At 42.5% G+C, this 19,689-nt stretch carries 14 protein-coding genes and 1 pseudogene; 8 read left to right on the forward strand and 7 right to left on the reverse strand.

Translation table 11 applies throughout. The features are described from left to right. Window positions 1-429: 429 nt before the first annotated feature. Window positions 430-3,312: a glycerol-3-phosphate acyltransferase gene (locus FD723_RS13215; protein WP_179065735.1), complete on the forward strand. Its 2,883-nt coding sequence runs from the start codon at window positions 430-432 to the stop codon at window positions 3,310-3,312. Further along, on the forward strand, window positions 3,309-3,656 hold the full coding sequence (locus FD723_RS13220; protein WP_179065736.1) for a cupin domain-containing protein: 348 nt from the start codon (window positions 3,309-3,311) through the stop codon (window positions 3,654-3,656). Before FD723_RS13215 ends, FD723_RS13220 begins: the two co-directional genes overlap by 4 nt. Before the next feature lie 139 nt (window positions 3,657-3,795). Here the strand turns inward: FD723_RS13220 and FD723_RS13225 are convergent, their stop codons facing one another. After that, window positions 3,796-4,152: a hypothetical protein gene (locus FD723_RS13225; protein WP_179065737.1), complete on the reverse strand. Its 357-nt coding sequence runs from the start codon at window positions 4,150-4,152 to the stop codon at window positions 3,796-3,798. A 973-nt stretch (window positions 4,153-5,125) separates the two neighbouring features. On the opposite strand from FD723_RS13225, the pseudogene FD723_RS44125 reads away from it, so the two are divergent. The 5 genes and pseudogenes from FD723_RS44125 to FD723_RS13245 all read left to right on the forward strand — a co-directional run. After that, window positions 5,126-5,551, forward strand: a pseudogene (locus tag FD723_RS44125) (PAS domain-containing protein); the annotation flags it as partial. A gap of 120 nt (window positions 5,552-5,671) precedes the next feature. Further along, window positions 5,672-6,700, forward strand: coding sequence for a histidine kinase dimerization/phosphoacceptor domain -containing protein (locus FD723_RS44130; RefSeq protein WP_372743817.1), 1,029 nt, complete (start codon window positions 5,672-5,674; stop codon window positions 6,698-6,700). Between the two features lie 12 nt (window positions 6,701-6,712). Continuing rightward, window positions 6,713-8,227 carry a response regulator gene (locus tag FD723_RS13235; protein WP_179065739.1) on the forward strand — a complete coding sequence of 505 codons (1,515 nt, stop codon included), beginning with the start codon at window positions 6,713-6,715 and terminating at the stop codon, window positions 8,225-8,227. Between the two features lie 126 nt (window positions 8,228-8,353). Next, complete coding sequence (argJ, locus tag FD723_RS13240) at window positions 8,354-9,517, forward strand: bifunctional glutamate N-acetyltransferase/amino-acid acetyltransferase ArgJ (RefSeq protein ID WP_179065740.1); 1,164 nt, start codon at window positions 8,354-8,356, stop codon at window positions 9,515-9,517. A 1,043-nt stretch (window positions 9,518-10,560) separates the two neighbouring features. Continuing rightward, the gene (locus tag FD723_RS13245; RefSeq protein WP_179065741.1) at window positions 10,561-11,763 is read left to right on the forward strand and encodes an AAA family ATPase; all 1,203 of its coding nucleotides are present in this window, start codon (window positions 10,561-10,563) and stop codon (window positions 11,761-11,763) included. 26 nt (window positions 11,764-11,789) lie between these two features. Here FD723_RS13245 and FD723_RS13250 read toward each other — a convergent pair whose 3' ends face one another. The 4 genes from FD723_RS13250 to FD723_RS13265 all read right to left on the reverse strand — a co-directional run bounded on the left by FD723_RS13250 (window position 11,790) and on the right by FD723_RS13265 (window position 17,644). Further along, entirely contained in the window at window positions 11,790-12,209 is a 420-nt protein-coding gene (locus FD723_RS13250) for a hypothetical protein (RefSeq protein WP_179065742.1), read from the reverse strand. 96 nt (window positions 12,210-12,305) lie between these two features. Further along, window positions 12,306-13,694, reverse strand: a complete 1,389-nt coding sequence (atzF, locus tag FD723_RS13255; RefSeq protein WP_179065743.1) for an allophanate hydrolase — start codon at window positions 13,692-13,694, stop codon at window positions 12,306-12,308. Further along, the gene (gene uca, locus FD723_RS13260; protein ID WP_179065744.1) at window positions 13,691-17,290 is read right to left on the reverse strand and encodes an urea carboxylase; all 3,600 of its coding nucleotides are present in this window, start codon (window positions 17,288-17,290) and stop codon (window positions 13,691-13,693) included. Before uca ends, atzF begins: the two co-directional genes overlap by 4 nt. A gap of 96 nt (window positions 17,291-17,386) precedes the next feature. After that, entirely contained in the window at window positions 17,387-17,644 is a 258-nt protein-coding gene (locus FD723_RS13265; RefSeq protein WP_179065745.1) for a hypothetical protein, read from the reverse strand. 79 nt (window positions 17,645-17,723) lie between these two features. Between FD723_RS13265 and FD723_RS13270 the strand changes: the two genes are divergently transcribed. Further along, window positions 17,724-17,861: a hypothetical protein gene (locus FD723_RS13270; protein ID WP_179065746.1), complete on the forward strand. Its 138-nt coding sequence runs from the start codon at window positions 17,724-17,726 to the stop codon at window positions 17,859-17,861. Here the strand turns inward: FD723_RS13270 and FD723_RS13275 are convergent. Further along, window positions 17,824-18,465, reverse strand: a complete 642-nt coding sequence (locus tag FD723_RS13275; RefSeq protein WP_179065747.1) for an urea amidolyase associated protein UAAP2 — start codon at window positions 18,463-18,465, stop codon at window positions 17,824-17,826. The genes FD723_RS13270 and FD723_RS13275 overlap by 38 nt on opposite strands. Before the next feature lie 161 nt (window positions 18,466-18,626). Beyond that, window positions 18,627-19,385, reverse strand: a complete 759-nt coding sequence (locus FD723_RS13280; RefSeq protein ID WP_179065748.1) for an urea amidolyase associated protein UAAP1 — start codon at window positions 19,383-19,385, stop codon at window positions 18,627-18,629. Window positions 19,386-19,689 lie beyond the last annotated feature (304 nt).

Raw genomic sequence — 19,689 nt, forward strand, 5'->3', positions numbered from 1 at the left:
GTTTCCGTCTTAGCCAAGTGTCCATTTAGCAACTAGTAATTGAAGAAGAATCCAGAATCCAGAATCCAGAATCCAGAATGCTTTTCCTTGGGGGATTCAAACCACTAGCTGATTGTAGACCTCTAAATCTACAATTTGGATTGTTTTTTAAGTAAGCCGGCACAATAAAACCAAACTGTGTAAAGAGAAGTAAACAAGGCTCAAACTCTCTTTCCCCCTGCCCCCTGCCTTATCCCGACGATAATTATTTACACCGACCTACTTAACTCCTGTGTTCATGCCCTAGCTATCATTCTGAATTCTGACTCCTGACTCCTGAATTCTTTCTATAAAAAGCCCCCTAATAACCATCAAAAATTTCAGCAAAACTTTAGATTTTAGATTTGAGGTTTTAGATGGAAAATTTAAATCTAAAATCCAAAATCCAGAATGTTTGAACCTTGGGGTGTCTTAGTTATTGTAATTATCTGCCCCCTCTTGGGCGGATTACCCCTGATTGAATGGATTACTTACGCCCTCAGGCGGAAGCGATTATCACAAGTTGGTACAAAAAATATCAGTGTATCGGCTGCATTCTATCATGGTGGTAAATTTGTCGGCATTTTGGCAGTCTTGTCAGAAGCTTTTAAAGGAATTGCGGCAGTTTTACTCACCCGCATTTTCTTTCCTGATGGATCGTCTTGGGAATTAGTTGCTCTGATTGCTCTAGTAATTGGTAGATACTGGATCGGTAGAGGGGCAGGTACGACAAATGTTGTCTGGGGATTTGTCGTACACGATCCACTAGTGGCAATGTTTGTGTCTTTCTTTGCAGGTATTAGTTTTACAATTCTGCAATCAAGAAAAGTAGTCAAATTCGGGGTTTTGCTTCTTTTCCCTCTGTTTGTGGCAATTCTACACTTTAGCGATATTCCCAGAATACTTATTGCTGTTGCCTTAGCGGGTTTAATGGGCTGGATTTATCGTAAAATTCCTGATGATATGAAACTGCCAGCCCAAGAGGCACAAACAGAATCACAAGCGATGTTGGAATTTTTACGCGGCGACCGCACAATGGTTTCTTTAGATGAAGAGTTGGATGCTGCCATTGTCGGAGAAAAGGCGGCGACGTTATCGCAAATTAAGCGCTGGGGCTATCCAGTACCGAAGGGATGGGTACTCGCCCCAATCGATAATCCCGAACTGTTGACAGAATTTCTCCAGCCATCAGAATTATCTCCTTTAGTAGTGCGTTCCTCTGCGATTGGAGAAGACTCTGAACGTGCTTCTGCTGCTGGACAGTATCAAACAGTTTTAAATGTTACTAGCCCTGAGGGATTACAACAAGCGATCGCTCAAGTTCAAGCTTCCTACAATCATCCCTCTGCTATCCAATATCGGCGCGATCGCGGCTTAAATGATACAGCAATGGCTGTGTTAATCCAACAACAAGTCCAGAGTGTCTATTCTGGCGTTGCTTTCAGCCGCGATCCCATTACCCAGCAAGGTGATGCAATTATTATTGAAGCCCTTCCAGGTAGCGCGACGCAAGTCGTTTCGGGAAAAGTCACGCCAGAACAATATCGCGCTTTTGTTGTTGAAACAGAAAATTCTTACTCTGTACAATTAGAGGGTCAAGGACGAGTTCCACAAGCATTAATCAAACAAGTTGCATACCTAGCCTACCGACTCGAAAAACGTTATCATGGCACTCCTCAAGATATTGAGTGGAGTTATGATGGTCAAACGCTTTGGGTATTGCAATCTCGACCAATCACCACTCTACTGCCCATCTGGACACGCAAAATCGCCGCCGAAGTGATTCCTGGAGTCATTCACCCCTTAACATGGTCGATTAATCGTCCTTTAACTTGTGGAGTTTGGGGAGAATTTTTTACCTTAGTTTTGGGCGATCGCGCCTTGGGGTTAGATTTCACCGAAACAGCAAGTCTGCATTACTCCAGAGCCTATTTTAATGCCTCCCTCTTAGGAGATATTTTTCTCCGTATGGGATTGCCACCGGAAAGTCTGGAATTTTTAACCAGAGGAGCTAAATTAAGTAAACCATCCTTGCAGTCAACTTGGGAAAATTTGCCAGGACTAGGGAAGTTGCTGAAGCGGGAATTAAGTTTAGAAAAGGACTTCAAGGAGGATTATTATAAACTGTTTATTCCTGGGTTGTCGCAGCTGGCACTAGAAAGCGTAGATAATTTGGATTCTTCTCAGCTGTTAGCAAGAATTGACTTTATTCTAGAGTTGCTGCATCGGGGAACATATTACAGCATTTTAGCTCCCTTGAGTGCTGCTCTGAGACAGGCGATTTTCCGGGTGAAAGATAGCCAAATGGATTATAGCGTCACACCAGAAATCGCAGCATTACGAACGCTCAGTGCGATCGCAACCGATGCCAAGCAGATATTGGCTGAGTTTGAGCCACAGCAGGTATTTGAGCAATTGAAGCAAACCCCAGAAGGAGAAAAAATCCTCCAAGAATTTAACGAATTGCTTCAGGATTACGGCTACCTAAGTGAAGTAGGAACCGATATCTCCGTTCCCACTTGGCGGGAGAATCCCCAGATGATTCAGCAGATGTTTGTCCAGTTAATGCAGGGGAACGAACCACAAGCAGGCGCGAAAGACGCAATTAATAGTATTTTTGCCAGTAAGCGCAAACGTGGATTTGTCCAACGGCGTGTAGATATTAAAGGACGAGTTACCGAAGTTTATTCGCGGCTTTTAGCTGAATTGCGTTGGAGTTTTCTGGCTTTAGAGAAAATTTGGTTAGAGTCTGGTTTACTGAGAAAAACAGGCGATATCTTTTTTCTAGAGTTTGATGAAGTGCGGCGTTTAATTGTAGGTGAAGATTCCAACTTAAATGAGTTAGTGGAATTTAGGCGATCGCAATTTCTGCAAGATAGTGAAATTATTCAAGTACCTCTTTTAGTCTACGGCAATACACCTCCTCATCCCTTAGCCCCCTCTGAGGTTTACTCTGACCAAATTTTACAAGGTATTGGAGCCAGTCATGGGCAAGCTGAAGGCAGAGTGAAGGTGTTGCGAAATTTACAAGACGTACCGGAGATTAATCGGGATACGATTCTGGTAGTACCTTATACAGATTCCGGCTGGGCACCATTGTTATTAAGGGCTGGCGGATTAATTGCCGAAGCTGGTGGAAGACTTTCTCATGGTGCGATCGTGGCTCGTGAGTATGGCATTCCCGCAGTGATGGATGTTCGCGGTGCTACATGGATTCTGCAAGATGGTCAACGAGTCAGGATTGATGGGTCTAGGGGTATTGTGGAATTATCTAATGATTTAAGACCCGAATGATTACCACTTCTCTCCAAGACTTGCCTGAAGAATCTGTTTCTCACAATGCCGCAATCAAGAAAAAGGTGATGCTACGCTTCGGCGATTTACCTCACCTCACTAACTTTTCTCAAGCACGTTTTGCTCCTGGACAAACCGCACCAGCACACGCGCATCAAGATATGTGTGAAGTATTCTTTGTGGAAGCTGGTTCGGGAGTAATTCACATTGATGGTAAAGAATACCCCTTGCTTCCGGGAAACTGCGTAGCGATAGAACCGGGAGAAGTACACGAAGTTGTCAATAGTGGCTCAACTGAGCTTGTTTTGACATACTTTGGTTTGCGAGTCGAAAAATCCAACTAATTATCAAGCAACTTAGGTTAAGGTACTTCCAGAAAATAAATTATCCAATTTACTCAGATAATATTTTTCTTTCTCCCCCTGCTCCCTGCCCCCTGCCCCCTGCCTACACAGCGATAGGATATTTTTTAGTTGGAAGTCCCTAATATACCAAAGGTGTCGCACCGCGCATTTGACGTAAAGAATTTATACAGGCAGCACAGTCGCAACCAAATAAGTCGATTGCCATATCGCTTTCTTGGTCATTGAATTCCAGCATCGGAGCATCTTCTTGAGAAAACTCTATTTCTGGCTGATATTTAGGAATTTGAGCCAATACAGAAGCCCTGGCACACACTAAACCTACTTTATGTTTATTGCGTATACAAGATAGACGGTCTGTGGTTTTGGCTTCTGATTGTGGCTCCATAGCTTGTGCTTGATTGAGCATTACTCCCATAGAGAGAATAGAGCTAATCAGTACAGGAGAAGAAAGCAAACTCAAGATGAATTTGTTCATTAGTTTTTTTAGAAAACAATTGCGATCGCTCAGACTATTCGATTAAATCCTACGCGTAAGTAAACATCAAGGTAGTCGCAAACATTTCTGAAAGTGGTTTAATACGTAAATACACGCATTAAACCAATAATCAATTACGTTATATGAGCGAAATATTACTGTGATTTGTGAATATTTTTATATATGTCGATGGCTCTTTTCAGAAAATATACGGTAACAATAAGCAAAGCGATCGCGGTACTTTAAGTTCAATAAACCTTATATTATCAGGTTAAAAAACTCAGAACCTATGACAGGTAAAGGATGTAGAAGCCCTGGCCGCTACTCGATCCTAGCATATAGCTACTAGGGGAAAACTCTGACAGAGCTTTTAAGTATTATCTCGTTCCCAGTCTCCGATAGGCAATGCATTCCCTATTCCCTACTCCCTATCCCCTACTCCCTTTCATCCCAATGGCAGGATGCCCAACCCACAAGAGGTCTAATTTATTTCTTGTCAGTCCCTTAGGCTAAAAACCTCTTGCTTCGCACTTCAGGCTTTGGTGAAGACTTGTGCAATGTATAGGTTTTGATGATGGAATTTTTAAGTAATTTTTTCTCTACTAGCCAGTTTATTCCCCACGGTCATTGCTATCTCTGGAAACCAGAATTAGTATGGCTACATCTGGTTTCGGATGTGTTAACTGGACTTGCCTATTATTCAATTCCAGTAATGTTGGTTTATTTTGTCCGTAAACGGCAAGATATACCTTTTGGGTGGATATTCTTAATGTTTGGTATATTCATCGTTGCTTGTGGCACAACTCATTTAATGGATATATGGACGCTTTGGTATCCGACTTATTGGCTATCAGGGTTATTCAAAGCTATCACCGCTTTTGTCTCCGTCTTGACGGCTATAGAACTTGTGCCATTAATGCCCCAAGTACTAGCTTTACCGAGTCCTGCTCAACTAGAGGCTGCAAATTGCCAACTAGCAAAAGAAATTGCTGAACGCATACGCACTGAAGAGGTGTTGAGAGAAAGTGAACAACGCTGGCAATTAGCTTTACGCGGCAATAATGATGGAATTTGGGACTGGAATGTTAAAACCAATCAAGTTTTTTTCTCACCTCGTTGGAAAGAAATGCTTGGTTACGAAGACCAAGATATTTCTAACCATTTAGATGAATGGGTAACACGAGTGCATCCAGATGATCTTCAATGGGTGACACAAGCAGTTCAAGATCATTTTGCTCATAAAAAGTCGTTTTATATCACCGAGTATCGAATTAAATGTAAAGACAACACTTATAAATGGATTTTGGATCGGGGCCAAGCGCTGTGGGATGAAGATGGTAACGTATTGCGGATGACAGGTACACAAAAAGATATCACTGAGCGAAAACAAGCAGAGGAGGCAATAAGTAACCTGCTTGAGCAATTAGAAATCAAGGTTGAAGAACGAACAGCAGAGTTAACCAGAATCAACGAATCACTACAGGTAGAAATTACTGAACGCCAGCGAATAGAACAAGCATTGCGGGAGAGCGAACAGCGATTTCGTGCTACATTCCATCAAGCTGCTGTTGGCATTGCTCATGTAGCAATAGATGGAAGCTGGTTGTTAGTTAACCAGAGGCTTTGTAATATTCTCGGTTACACACCCGAAGAACTACAGTTGCTAACTTTCCAAGATATTACTCACCCTGACGATCTTAAAGCTGACCTAAAATATTTCGACCAGATTTTAGCAGATAATATTCCAACTTATTCGATAGAAAAGCGCTATTTCTGCAAAGATAGTTCCATTGTTTGGGTTAATGTCACTGTGTCTTTAATGCGTGAACTTTCTGGAGAGCCAAAGTATTTTATTTCTGTGATTGAAGACATTAGCGAACGGCAAGCCGCGCTGCGCGATCGCCAACAGTGGGAGGAGCAAATTCAAGCATCACTTTTAGAAAAAGAGGTGTTATTAAAAGAAATTTACCATCGTGTTAAAAATAATTTACAGGTTATTTCCAGTCTGCTAAACTTGCAATCTGCTTATATTAAAGACGAACAGGATTTGATCATATTCCGACAAAGCCAGCAGCGGATTGAATCAATGGCCCTAGTTCACGAGAAATTGTATCAATCTCAAGACCTAGCAAAGATAAATTTTGGTGAATATATTCGAGATTTGGTAGCAAGCTTATTTGCTGCTTATGAAGTCAATGAAGATGCGATCGCTCTGATAATAAATATCGACGATCGCGTATTTCTCGGTTTGGATACAGCAATCCCTTGTAGCTTAATTATTCATGAGCTTGTATCCAACTCATTAAAATATGCATTTCCAACAGGTAGAAATGGTACAATTTCTATTAATCTTAAAAAAGACCATAAAAATCAGATAACACTTGTAGTTAGTGATGATGGAATTGGTTTACCATCAAACTTTGATTTCAAAAATATAGCCTCTTTAGGTTGGCTGCTAGTAGATGCTTTAAGCAATCAACTCTCAGGAAATATAAAGATACAAGGTGATATGGGAGTGGAGTTTCATCTGACATTTACATTAATATAAAATAACTAAAATATGACAAACGCAAAAATATTAGTCGTGGAAGATGAAGCAATTGTTGCTAAAGATTTACAATATCGACTGATAAAATTTGGTTATATAGTTCCTGCGATCGCTTCTTCAGGAGAAGAAGCAATTAATAAAGCAGTAGAAATATCACCAGATTTAGTGCTGATGGATATTAAGCTCAAAGGGTCAATGGACGGAATAGAAGCTGCTCAAGAAATCTATAAGCATTTGGATATTCCAGTAATTTATTTGACTGCTTATGCAGATGATAATACATTAGCGCGAGCTAAGATAACTGAGCCATTTGGCTATCTACTCAAACCTTTCAAAGAGAAAGAACTACAAACAAATATTGAAATAACTCTGATTAAACATGGTCTGCAAAGACAATTAAAAGTTAATCAAAAATGGCTAGATGCACTTTTAAGAAGTATCAGCGATGGTGTGATTGCTAGCGATTTGCAAGAATTGATAACTTTTATGAATCCGGTTGCCGAAAATCTGACTGGATGGAAACAGGAAGAAGCTTTTGGTAAAAATTCATCAGAAGTATTTAATATAGCTAATGGAGAAACTCATAACCCGATTGAAAGTCCGATTATCAAAGTTCTACAAGATGGTATTATCGTCAGCCTCCCGGCAGAAACTATTTTGATTACTAAAGACGGTGTAGAAATACCAATTGATGACAGTGCTGCACCAATTAAAGATGACAAAGATAATATTACAGGCGCGGTGTTAGTGTTTAGAGATATTACTGAGCGCAAACAAGCGATTGAGGCACGTCAAAAGCAAATTGAGCAAGAGCAACTTGTCGTGCAATGGGAAGAGATAAATCAACTCAAAAATGACTTTTTGAATTTAGTTACCCACGAATTGCGATCGCCTCTGAGTAACATCAAATTGATGATTCAAATGATACAATTATCTACCAGTACAGAGGAAGCTCAACGTTATCTCGAACTTATGGAAAGTGAGTGCGATCGCGAGCTAGAATTAATAAACGATCTATTAGACTTACAACGGCTAGAAAGCTCGTCCTACCCAGTTATCACACCTGATGCCTTACTCCTACAACAGTGGTTAAATTGGGTGATTGAGCCATTTCAAATCCGTGTTCAAGAACATCAGCAAACTCTACAGTTAAATCTCCCTGCAAATCTCCCACCACTATTTTCAGATGGTATTAGCTTGGAACGAATCTTAGTAGAGTTACTCAATAATGCCTGTAAATACACACCTGCGGGTGGTGAAATTATCCTAAATGTAAGTCACAATTCCTCAGAAGCGCCCGCAAAAACTATTATTACTATTAGTAATTCCGCAGAAATATCGGGAACGGAGTTACCACGAATCTTTGAGAAATTTTATCGCGTTCCCAATGCAGATATCTGGAATCAAGGTGGTTCAGGGTTAGGTTTACCTATAGTACAGAAATTAATCGAACAATTGCAAGGAAATATTCAAGTAGAAAGTAGTAGCGGATGGACGACATTTACCATCACCTTAACTGATTTATAGATTTTTGGTTTCGATTAAAATCTCATCAAATTTCTGCTATAGATATAGCAATACAGCCAATTTGTATGTAAATCAAATTTTGTAACTGGTATGAGATAATGAAAGCAAATTATTAAATCCAGAAAAATGTCATCAACTATATCTTCCACTCCTCAAGGTTTTAGTGCATTTATTACTAATTTAGGAATCCGAGATACAACAGATGATTTTGTATTTATCAAATCATCAGTTCCTTGTGTTGCTGATGGAGTCTTCACTCAAAGTCTTTTTGCTGGCCCAAGTGTTACTCTTAGCCGCGAGAACTTAAAAGATTCCCAAGCACAAGCAATTGTCGTTATATCTAAAAATGCAAATGTCGCTAATGGTGCTGTTGGCATCGCTGATGCTCAAGAAGTTCTACAATTAGTTGCAACTGAAACTGGAATTGCTGCACATAATATTGCGATCGCTTCTACAGGTGTAATTGGCAGACGTTACCCAATTGAAAAAATCCGAACAGGTTTATTAGGATTGGGAAAAAAATTAACTGACGCTGATTTTCATGCCGCAGCCCGTGGTATTATGACCACCGATACAGTACCAAAACTAGTTACACGGCAAATAGGAAACGCCAAGCTGGTAGGAATTGCCAAAGGTGTCGGCATGATTGAGCCGAATATGGCTACCCTCCTAACTTTCTTTTTTACTGATGCGGCAATTTCCGCAAATAGCCTTCGTACTATTTTTCGCTCTACTATAGATAAAACCTTTAACTGTCTGAGTATAGATACTGACACTTCTACTAGTGACTCTGCCGTGATTTTAGCTAACGGTTTAGCTGGTGAAGTTTCAGAATCAGATTTTGCCATTGCATTGCAAGAAGTTGCACAAAAACTAGTACTGAAAATTGCACGAGATGCAGAAGGTGCTACCAAAATTATTCAGGTAACTGTCGATTCGGCGATTGACTATGCACAAGCTAAAAAAGTAGCTAAAGCAATTGTGAATTCACCATTAGTAAAAACCGCCGTCTATGGAGCAGATCCGAATTGGGGAAGAGTTGCTATGGCTATAGGCAAATGTGAAGACGAACAGCAGATAAATCCAGAACTAGTTGTTATTAGTTTTGATAATGTGAAAGTTTATCCTAATAGCTTAACTAATGAAAATCTAGAACAGTTGCGGCAAATTATGTCAAAAGATCAAGTAGATATTCATGTTAGCCTCAATATTGGGGAAGCTTCTGCGACTGTATGGGGTTGCGATCTTTCAGAAGGCTACATAGAAATCAATGGCAAATACTCGACTTGATTAAGTAGGTAAGGAATAAGAATTAAATAACATACAATTTATGTCCCTGGTTTACCTCACCCTCAATCCCTCTCCGATATATTGGAGAGGGAAGCTAGAAACAGGATGAAGTTTTGCATCTTATTTAACGTGAGTTTAGTTAGGGACTTCCAAAAAAAAATATTGAATTAACTCTTGTGGGGTGGGAGTCTCGCCCGCCCAGACTATATGGCGCTCATGTTGCCCACCCCACAATATTGGATAATTTATTTCTTGGAGTTACCTTACATCATGTCCGCCCAAAAGACCTCTCCCTGGTTTTACTACGCAAAACCTGTCCCTCTCCGAGTCGGAGAGGGACAGACTTGAACTTTAGTTCAAGGCAGGGAGAGGTCTGTCGAACTCACGTTTATTTAATCCACGTTTTTAAGCGTGAATCATTAAAGGTTTGTAGTAAAAGCTTTCTTCAGTTCTATTTTTTCTCGTTCCCAGTCTCCGACTGGGAACGCATTCATTGAGTCCCTGACTCAATGTCTAACTGAAAGCAGAGCCTCTAAATCAGGCATTCCCATGCAGAGCTTGTGTTCGAGAGTAACGATAAAATCCGAAAATGAATGTAGAGACGTAGCACTGCTACGTCTCTACAAGGGTTCTGGATATCGCATATTTAATTTCTGGAGATGTCTAATAGTTAAAAGTAAACTCCCACTCACCAATTGCTCTGTCAAAAAAGTTGACACAGGTAGTCGTAGTGTATTATAGTGTAATACACAAAGAATGAGTTAAATTAAAAAGACTTCCTAGCCAGTACAGTACGGTGGAAATAAAATTGCCATTTTTACGTAATTAGTTGAGATTACATTGAAGAAGAAGTCAGAATTCAGGAGTTAGAATCAAGACACGACTCGAAAATACTCGCTATCCACCAGTCAGACAAAATCCATTTTGTTAGCGGATAGCTAAGGTTTAGCCCATCCTGACTACTGAATTCTGTTCGATAAAAATTTTTCCAAATATCATACTTAACACAAAATAACTCGATTAACGCTGCATAACTAATAAATATGGATTTTGATTATTTTAGAAGTAATGAAGGCACTCCTACAAATAATACCAGGCAAAGCTTGCTGTCCTGTGGTTGGCGACCATTTAACCGAGAATTAGACTGGGGGTTTTTGTGGCAACTATTGCAGAGTGACTCGCGCGAATTAAGTCAAAAAAGTTTGAATTTAGCAAGTAATGTTGCTGAGATTTTAGGAAGGAATAATTATACTTGGTGGGCTAATTTATTAAGTATTGTATCTGATAATACCCGCTACGAAGTTGAAAAGTTTTGGAATTACATCACGCCAGATCCAGAATCACCAGATCATCGCTACAAAGATGTTTTGAGTACCGAAACACCCATTGTTCAATTTGTAAATCGTAGTAGTATTCCTATTGATTATGTTCTTAACCGACTGCAAGAAATTACTGTACTGCGAGTTTTAGGTGTGTTGGGTAATCCCGACATTATTACTCAGTATTATTCAGAAAGAGATTTTTATTTACCTATAGATAAATTTGTTAGCTGGGAACGCTTAGACGTTATCAATACTGTTTATGCTTACTGGTCTAAATATGATATTTGGTTGCAAATTGACCCCTACGATCGCGGGCGACGACAATATACTTTAATGGCGAGAAATCTCGCGCCATTAATTAACAAAGCAACTTACGACTTAGCGGTGATGCTGAGTGGATATCAAAGTCGTGTAGGCAAAGTTCATAGTCAATTTGCGATTCGGACATTTCCCGCAGATATCCAAAACTTTACTGATTCTGTACAGCAAGCGATTCTGAATCAAAACCAGTTAGCGGTTGTTGTACATGGAGAGCCGGGTACTGGTAAAACAGTCTGGACACAGGCAGTAGCAAAAGAAATTCTAGTACCTTTGGGGTATGTAATTTTTATTTTAGATCATGATGCGATCGCTAACTTTGTCCCACCGACTTACATAGAGCGTATTTGTATAGTGATTAATGAAGCTGATAATCTCGCGCAAAATCGTGCTTCGGAAGTAGCCCAATACAATAATAAAACCGAACACATTCTCAGTTTGCTAGACGGCACTTTGTATCAGAGTGTAATTGATGACTCTGGTATTCAAATGCAGCAACGGTTAGTTATCTTGATGACTTGTAACACTACTGAAAGATTAGATCCAGCCATGTTACGTAAGGGTAGGGTGGATTTGATATATGAGTTTACGCAACTATTTGTATGAGGCGGTAGCGGAATACTGCCTCTTGCCTAGCTCGTTTTAACCCAACTAGCAAGATAATTGCGCCAGCTGCCATACTGGGAAATGTCTTGTGCATCAGAAATCACATAAGGCTCACACAAAAAACCTTTGACTGAGGAACCGTCTTCTAGGTCTAAAGTACCAATTACTAGGGGCGGCGGGACTGCGGCAACAAAAGTACCAAAGCCTTCTGCACTCAGTTGCCAAACTTCGACTTCAATGCCTACCCCAGAACCATCGAGAACTTTGACTAATCCAGGTTTGGCGGGTTGGGTATTGGCAAGAGCATAGAAGCGATAGGTAGAGGCGGTTTCGCAGGTTTTCAGTAAGATAGCATGGCGTTCTTGCAGTTGATAGTTCAAAGGCTGCCCGGTAAGATGAGCGCCAACAACAGCCAGAGTAATCATATTAGTGGATGTGGTTGTCACGTCGCTTTGCTCCGAATTAAAAATTAAAAACTAAAAATTAAAAATTAATGATCCCCATAAATAAATTTAGTTACTCTGTATCATTTTCGTTTTCGGTCATGCAGAAATCCTCACAGGACTTGTTTTACCATAAGTAACGCCCATCTGTTGCTGATAGCGAGTACCCAATTGACATAGTGCCATGTCTTGAAACCTTTGCCCGATTAAAGTTATACCAGTGGGTAAACCATTGGCACGGAAGCCAGAGGGAAGAGCGATCGCACACAAGTCCATCAAGTTGACAAAATTGGTGTAGTAACCCAGGTTGGTGTTGAGGGCGATGGGGTCATTTTCTACTTCCGCTTTGGTGTAGATAGTGCCGGTGGTAGGCAATGCCAAAATATTGACTTTTTCCCACTGTTGTGAAGCTTCCTGCTTGAGGGCTTCTAGAGCGTAAAAACCCTTGAAAGTATCTACTGCTGTGTAGCGTAAACCATTGCTAATGATTTGGCGGACAACGGGATGAATAGCATCAGCTTCAGTTTCAAAGAACGATTGAATAGCGGCAAGTCGTTCTGCCACCCAAGCACCAGAGTAGAGCAAATTAGCAGCTTGCTGGAAGGGCTGAAAATCAATTTCCACAAGATTCCCGCCGATGGCCTTTAACTGCTGTAATCCTTGCTGATACAAATCTGCGGCGGCGGCATCACCAAAGAACTGCAATTGATCCGCCTTGGGTACTCCAAAGGAAAAGGATGATGGAATTGCTGTGGTTTCTCCTGGAACTTGGCGGGAATAAATATCGCAGAGATCAAAGCTTCTGGCAACTTGCCAAAGGATTTCAGCATCTTGGCAATTCAACGTAAAAATGGAAACACAATCAAGCGAACGACAGGCAGGCACGACACCGGAAGTACTTAATACACCTCTGGTAGGTTTGAGTCCGACAATGTTGTTAAATGCCGCTGGAACTCTACCAGAACCGGCTGTATCAGTTCCGAGTGAAAAGCTCACCAGCCCCGCCGCAACTGCCACGGCAGAACCAGAACTAGAGCCACCGGAAATATAATCGTCATGGAAAACACTGCTACAGGCTCCATAAGGCGATCGCACCCCGACTAATCCCGTGGCAAACTGATCGAGATTGGTTTTGCCGATTAAAATTGCCCCGGCTTGAAGCAAGCGAGCGACTACCGTTGCCGTTTTTTCGGGGATGTAGCTGTAAGCTGGACAGCCAGCAGTCGTAGGGATTTTTGCCACATCGATGTTATCTTTGACAGCGAAAGGGATGCCGTAGAGAGGCAAATCATCAAGATTTCTGCCAGCGAGGGATTCAGCTTGAGCGATCGCCTGTGCTTGTGGTAATAAATGAATCCAGACGGCATCGTTTCCCCGTGCAGCAATCCGGCGATAAACTGAATCAATGACATCCGTTGGTTGTAATTGAGCTGTTCGATAAGCTGTAAGCAGCGTTGCAATGTCCAGGCTGATGGAATCTGTGATCATATTTCCCCTCGGACGATCGCTAATATCTGTCCGGCGGTGACAAGTTGCCCTGGTTCGCAGAGGACTTCTACCACCGTTCCCGGATCGTCCGGTAACAGAGTCATTTCCTGTTTCATTGCTTCCAAAATAATCACACCCGTATCTTCCGTAATGTGATCGCCTGCTTTAATCAACACCTGCCAGACGTTGGCCATTGTTGGGGCACTCAGGGCGTAGCAACCATCGGGAATAATCGTTACAGTTTCGGGTGGGAGATCGGCTGTAACAACTGTGCTTTCATCTAGGGCTGTGGCTGTGTGGCGATCGCGTTCTTCTCGAAAGGCAATGCGCTGGCGGGTTTGGAATATCGCCGCATCTGGGGCAATTTCTTGCAAAAACTCTTGATAGTCGCGGAATTTAAATGTGGTTTTTTCTACCTTGAGTTTAAACTTACCTTCAATAAAATCCTCTCGATGGCGCATTAGCTCGTCATGAGAAACTGGATAAAACCGAATTTGATCGAAGAATCGCAACAGCCAGGGTTTACCATCTTGAAAATCGGCCGTTTGTTTGTAGCGATTCCACATTTGCACAGTGCGGCCGACAAACTGATAGCCGCCTGGCCCCTCCATTCCATAAACGCAGAGATAAGCACCACCGATGCCAACTGCATTTTCAGGAGTCCAGGTACGGGCGGGATTGTATTTTGTGGTGACGAGGCGATGACGCGGATCGAGGGGTACTGCTACAGGCGCACCGAGATAAACATCACCTAAGCCCATCACCAAGTAACTGGCATTAAAGACGATTTCTTTAACTTCTGCAATGCTTCCCAGTCCATTAATCCGCCGAATAAATTCAATATTGCTAGGACACCAGGGTGCATCTTTTCGCACCGACTGCATATATTTTTGAATCGCTAGTTGAGTCGATTCATCATCCCAGGATAGCGGTAGATGTACAATCCGGGTTGGCACTTCTAGGTTAGAAATATCCGGGAGATGAGATTCGATATTTTGTAAGGCGGCAACTAAATTTGATTGGGAAATGACGCGGCTATCGTAGTGAACTTGTAGCGATCGCATTCCCGGCGTTAATTCCAAAATTCCATGAATCGGGTTGGTTTGCAGATAAACCATTAACTCATGCACCCGGAAACGCAATTTCAAATCTAATACTAAATCTCCGTATTCAATCAGCAAATATTTATCACTAGCTTGACGGTAGATGACGGCAATTTGCTCATCAGTTGCGGGAATTTCTGCCACAATTGGGGATTGGGCCGGAAATTCTTTTAGGATTTGGTTGGGATCTGAATCCACAGCCCCTAATTGGATTTGCCGATCCAACTGTAATTCTTCGGACAATGCTTGGTCAAAAGTGAGACGATGGAATTGAATTGTATTCCCTGGTTTGAGTTGCCCAATTTTCCAGAGTTGTGCTTGGGCGATCGCAGCAGGACAGACAAAACCGCCTAAACTCGGCCCATCTAAACCCAGGATAATCGGCATATCTCCGGTGAAATCGACTGTACCAACTGCATAAGCATTATCGTGAATATTAGAAGGGTGTAAACCCGCTTCACCGCCATCTTGTCGCGCCCAGGTTGGTTTTGGCCCAATCAACCGAATTCCGGTTCGCGCCGAGTTGTAATGCACTTCCCAATGAGTACTGAAAAATATCTCGATGTCTTCATCCGTGAAGAAATCCGGCGCACCGTGAGGGCCATATAAAACGCCAATTTCCCAATGATTTGAGTAGGTAGGAATCAATTCGGGAGAAATGGGTTGCGGTTCTTGGGACGCAAAGGGATACAATTTCAGGACATCGCCCACCTGTAAAGCTCTACCGCCATGTCCACCAAACCCTCCCAGGGTAAAGGTTGCTTTACTACCCAAATAATCGGGTATATCAAACCCACCTTGCACACTAATATAGGTGCGGAAACCATTGCCCTGAATGTTACCCAAGCGTAGGGTACTCCCAGCTTTTACCGAAACTGCCGTCCAATAGGGAATCGGTTGTTTATCTAAGGTAGCTTTCATCGGCGCTCCCGTGAGACAAATTACGGTATCGCAATTGAAGCGCAAAGCGGGGCCAGATAGGGTACATTCCAACCCGGCTGCTGATTCTAAATTACCTAAAATCCGGTTGCCCAACCGAAATGCTAAAGAATCCATTGGCCCAGAGGGCGGCACACCAATATTCCAATAGCCCACCCGTCCCGGATAATCTTGAATGGTGGTCATTGTACCTGGAACTAGGACATCAATTGTATTCGGGCGGTAGGTAAAGCTATTGGTAAATTTTGTGGTGATATCGCCTTGAATAAATGTCGAATCGGCAATAATTTGGCGTAAATATTCCAGGTTAGTTTCAATGCCATCAATGCGAGATTGAGCAAGGGCAGTTTGGAGAATTGCGATCGCATCTTCTCTTGATTCTCCCTGCACAATTATCTTTGCCAACAATGGATCGTAAAAGGGTGATACTTTTGTACCCGTTTCAATCCAAGTATCGCAGCGAATGCCAGCAGCAAACTGCACTTGAGTTAACTCACCCGAACTCGGCTGAAAATTTTTATGCGGATCTTCAGCATAAACCCGCACCTGAATCGCATGTCCTTGCGGTTGATATTGGTAGGATGACAACCCCAGCGACTCACCCGCCGCCTGACGCACCATCCACTCTACTAAATCCACACCTGTAATCGCTTCTGTTACCCCATGTTCCACTTGTAAGCGGGTATTCACCTCTAAGAAGTAAAACTGTTGGCTATCCACATCATAGATAAACTCAACCGTACCAGCAGATTGATAGCGAATTCCCTCACCCAATTTCACCGCAGAATCATACAAACGCTGTCGGAGAGCATCATTAATATTTGGTGCTGGGGCTTCTTCAATCACTTTTTGATTGCGCCGTTGCGTTGAACAATCGCGTTCACCAATGGCGACGACATTCCCTTTACCATCACCAAAGATTTGCACTTCAATGTGTCGCGCCCGTTCGATGTATTTTTCTAAAAAGACTCCACTCTGGCTAAAGTTATTGCGACTTAACCGTTGCACATTTTCCAACAAGTCAGCTATTGTATCTTCACTCCGGCACAACTGCATTCCAATGCCGCCACCCCCTGCCGTACTTTTGATCATCACAGGATAGCCAATTTCTGCTGCTGCCTGTTTGACTTGCGGCAAATTCTCTAACAACAAACTACCGGGGAGAAGTGGCACTCCTACGGCTTGAGCGATCGCTCTTGCTTCATGTTTGAGTCCAAATCGCCGCAGTTGTTCTGGTGTGGGGCCGATAAATACAATCCCTGCTGCTGCACAAGCTTCGGCAAATCCCACGTTCTCGCTCAAAAACCCATAGCCGGGATGAATCGCCTCAGCACCAGTCGCTTGTGCTGCTGCCAAAATCGCCTCAGTCCGAAGATAACTTTGCGCGGCGGCATCACCGCCAACACAGACAGCTTCCCCTGCGGCTACAACATGTGCAGAATGGGCATCGGCTTGGGAGTAGACTGCAACCGAGGCAATACCGAGGCGATCGAGGGTGCGAATAATCCGGCAAGCAATTTCACCCCGATTAGCAATCAAAACTTTGTTGAACATTAGCGCTAAATCAATCAAGAACTGAACCAGCAACCAACAAGAACAGGGAAAATTCCATTGTTGCAGAAATAGTCTCTAGCATTCACCCTTGTTCTTTTAGAATTTTGAAAATTTCGAGTTCAAAGGTGCAACTTTCAAGTTCAAAGGTGCAACTTCCGAGTTCAAAGGTGCAACTTCCGAGTTCAGAGGCTCAACTTCCGAGTTCAGAGGCTCAACTTCCGAGTTCAAAGGCTCAACTTCCGAGTTCAGAGGCTCAACTTCCGAGTTCGGAGGCTCAACTTCCGAGTTCAAAGGCTCAACTTCCGAGTTCAGAGGCTCAACTTCCGAGTTCAAAGGCTCAACTTCCGAGTTCAAAGGTGCAACTTCCGAGTTCAGAGGCTCAACTTCCGAGTTCAGAGGTGCCGTTTCATGTTCGGTTAAGGCAAGAGACGCGATGAATCGCCGTCTCTACAATAATCAGTCTTTTGTAGAGACGGCGATTTATCGCGTCTTTGTGACAATTTATCGCGTCTTTGTAATGATTCATCAGAGTATCAAGCGGCATCCCAAACAATCAACCGGACTGGCGTAGGATTGTAAGCATTACATGGATTGTTGATTTGCGGGCAATTAGAAATCAACACCATTACATCCATCTCCGCCCGCAAGTCAATAATCTTGCCGGCTTCTGAAATGCCATCGACAATTTCCAATGTACCGTCTTCGCTGACAGGAACATTCATATAGAAGTTCACATTGCTGACGAGATCGCGTTTGTTCATTTCATATTTGCTCAGTTCCAGCAAATAATTCTCCACACAAGCGTGCAGATGTTTCTTGTGCAACCCATAGCGAACTGAGTTGCTTTCCATACTACACGCCCCACCCAGCGTATCGTGTTTGCCACACTGATCGTGGATGACGGTCATCATCACGTTTCCTTCGTTGGAAATCAACTGAGTGCCTGTAGTAATGAAAATGTTGCCTTGACGGACAATTGTATCGGGAGCGCTATAACGCTCTGAACTATCATCAGCGTTGTAAAACAATGTATCAACGGCTTGATTGCCTAGTAGATCGATAATCCGCAAAATTTGCCCTTTTTTGACGATCCTAGACCAGGGTTGACGGGCAGCCAACTCTTGATCGTAAATTGCTGTTGCTGGATCGAGTTCAATGGGTAATGTTGCGACCATAAGGAGACTCCTTTTCTATTTTCAAATACCAAGAAACAGAGATTGCCAACAAAAACTAACACCAATTTCAGAAAATAATTCGACAGATCCATTCACAAAATCAAAAAGCAATTCCCAATCCAAAATCTCAAATCCCAAATCCAAAATTGGATAACCTCAAACTACTCCTGAGCAAATAATGCATCAGTGTTAATGAAACCACGAATCACTTCTTCATTGGCAGTGCGACATAAATCGTCCGGTGCTGGTGCAGAAGATTTCCAAACGGTAAGCTGAATTGGCTTCGGCTTGTATACTGTATCGGGGTGCAATACATGGGGACAGTTGGAAATAATCACCAATACATTCATTTCCGCCCGCAAATCAATAAAGCTGCCCGGTTTTTCATAGTCTGTGACATATTCCAAATCTCCATTTGGATGCACTGCGACTCGGCTAAATAAATTCAGGTTAGGCATTAAATCTTTACGAGTTAAACCACGCTTGCCCAACGCTTTGAGAAAATTGTTGCGGGAATTGTTGTAATCGCTTTCGCCATATTTGTTGTAAGTTCCTTCGCCATATTTGGCAGCATTGCTAGCAGCATTGCTGCAACCACAAATTAAATCGTGATGGCCAGAGGTATCCTCGGTGATTGAGAAGAGAATACGCCCCATATCAGAGTAAATTACCATACCTTTTTTGAGGAAGGCGTTAAATTGAATCTTGGCGGTATCTGCCACGTTCAGACGCTCAATAGGGCTATCCGCGTTATAGCAAATTATCGAAACCCCTTGAGAACCTTCTAAATCAGTCACCCGCAGGGTGTTTCCCCGTTTGATTACGGAATGCCAATAGGCACCACCAGGCAGCTTTTCATCGAGCAAAATTAGGCTCGGATCAATTGCCCCCAAATTCGGCAGAATAGATGCTTGCACCATAAAATCCTCCTGTTACGGTAAAGGCTCAATCTCTGAAATTAGAAAAACTACTGACTCACACAATAGACTTCTTGCATAAGTCGGGTAAAGGGTAAGGGTTAAAGGGAAAAGGGATAGAATTAACATTCCCCTTTAACCTTTCCCCCTTTCCCCACCTCTTGCAAAAGGCACTTTTGCAAGAGGTCTAATAAAGCCCAGGAGATTGCCAAGACATTACGATAAGGGACTTCCAAATAAAAAAATATTCAATTAACTCTTGTGGTGTGGGCGACACGAGAGCCATATTGTGGGGCGGGCAAGATGC

Origin of the sequence: Nostoc sp. C052, from assembly GCF_013393905.1 — a bacterium.
Classification (GTDB): Bacteria; Cyanobacteriota; Cyanobacteriia; order Cyanobacteriales; family Nostocaceae; genus Nostoc.

Excerpts from the sequence above, each read along its gene's own strand:
- FD723_RS13280 (WP_179065748.1), bottom strand. The coding sequence starts at position 19,385 with ATGGTGCAAGCATCTATTCTGCCGAATTTGGGGGCAATTGATCCGAGC.
- FD723_RS13225 (WP_179065737.1), bottom strand. The coding sequence starts at position 4,152 with ATGAACAAATTCATCTTGAGTTTGCTTTCTTCTCCTGTACTGATTAGC.
- FD723_RS13215 (WP_179065735.1), top strand. The coding sequence starts at position 430 with ATGTTTGAACCTTGGGGTGTCTTAGTTATTGTAATTATCTGCCCCCTC.
- FD723_RS13275 (WP_179065747.1), bottom strand. The coding sequence starts at position 18,465 with ATGGTCGCAACATTACCCATTGAACTCGATCCAGCAACAGCAATTTAC.
- uca (WP_179065744.1), bottom strand. The coding sequence starts at position 17,290 with ATGTTCAACAAAGTTTTGATTGCTAATCGGGGTGAAATTGCTTGCCGG.
- atzF (WP_179065743.1), bottom strand. The coding sequence starts at position 13,694 with ATGATCACAGATTCCATCAGCCTGGACATTGCAACGCTGCTTACAGCT.
- argJ (WP_179065740.1), top strand. The coding sequence starts at position 8,354 with ATGTCATCAACTATATCTTCCACTCCTCAAGGTTTTAGTGCATTTATT.
- FD723_RS13245 (WP_179065741.1), top strand. The coding sequence starts at position 10,561 with ATGGATTTTGATTATTTTAGAAGTAATGAAGGCACTCCTACAAATAAT.
- FD723_RS13220 (WP_179065736.1), top strand. The coding sequence starts at position 3,309 with ATGATTACCACTTCTCTCCAAGACTTGCCTGAAGAATCTGTTTCTCAC.
- FD723_RS13270 (WP_179065746.1), top strand. The coding sequence starts at position 17,724 with ATGAATCGCCGTCTCTACAATAATCAGTCTTTTGTAGAGACGGCGATT.
- FD723_RS13235 (WP_179065739.1), top strand. The coding sequence starts at position 6,713 with ATGACAAACGCAAAAATATTAGTCGTGGAAGATGAAGCAATTGTTGCT.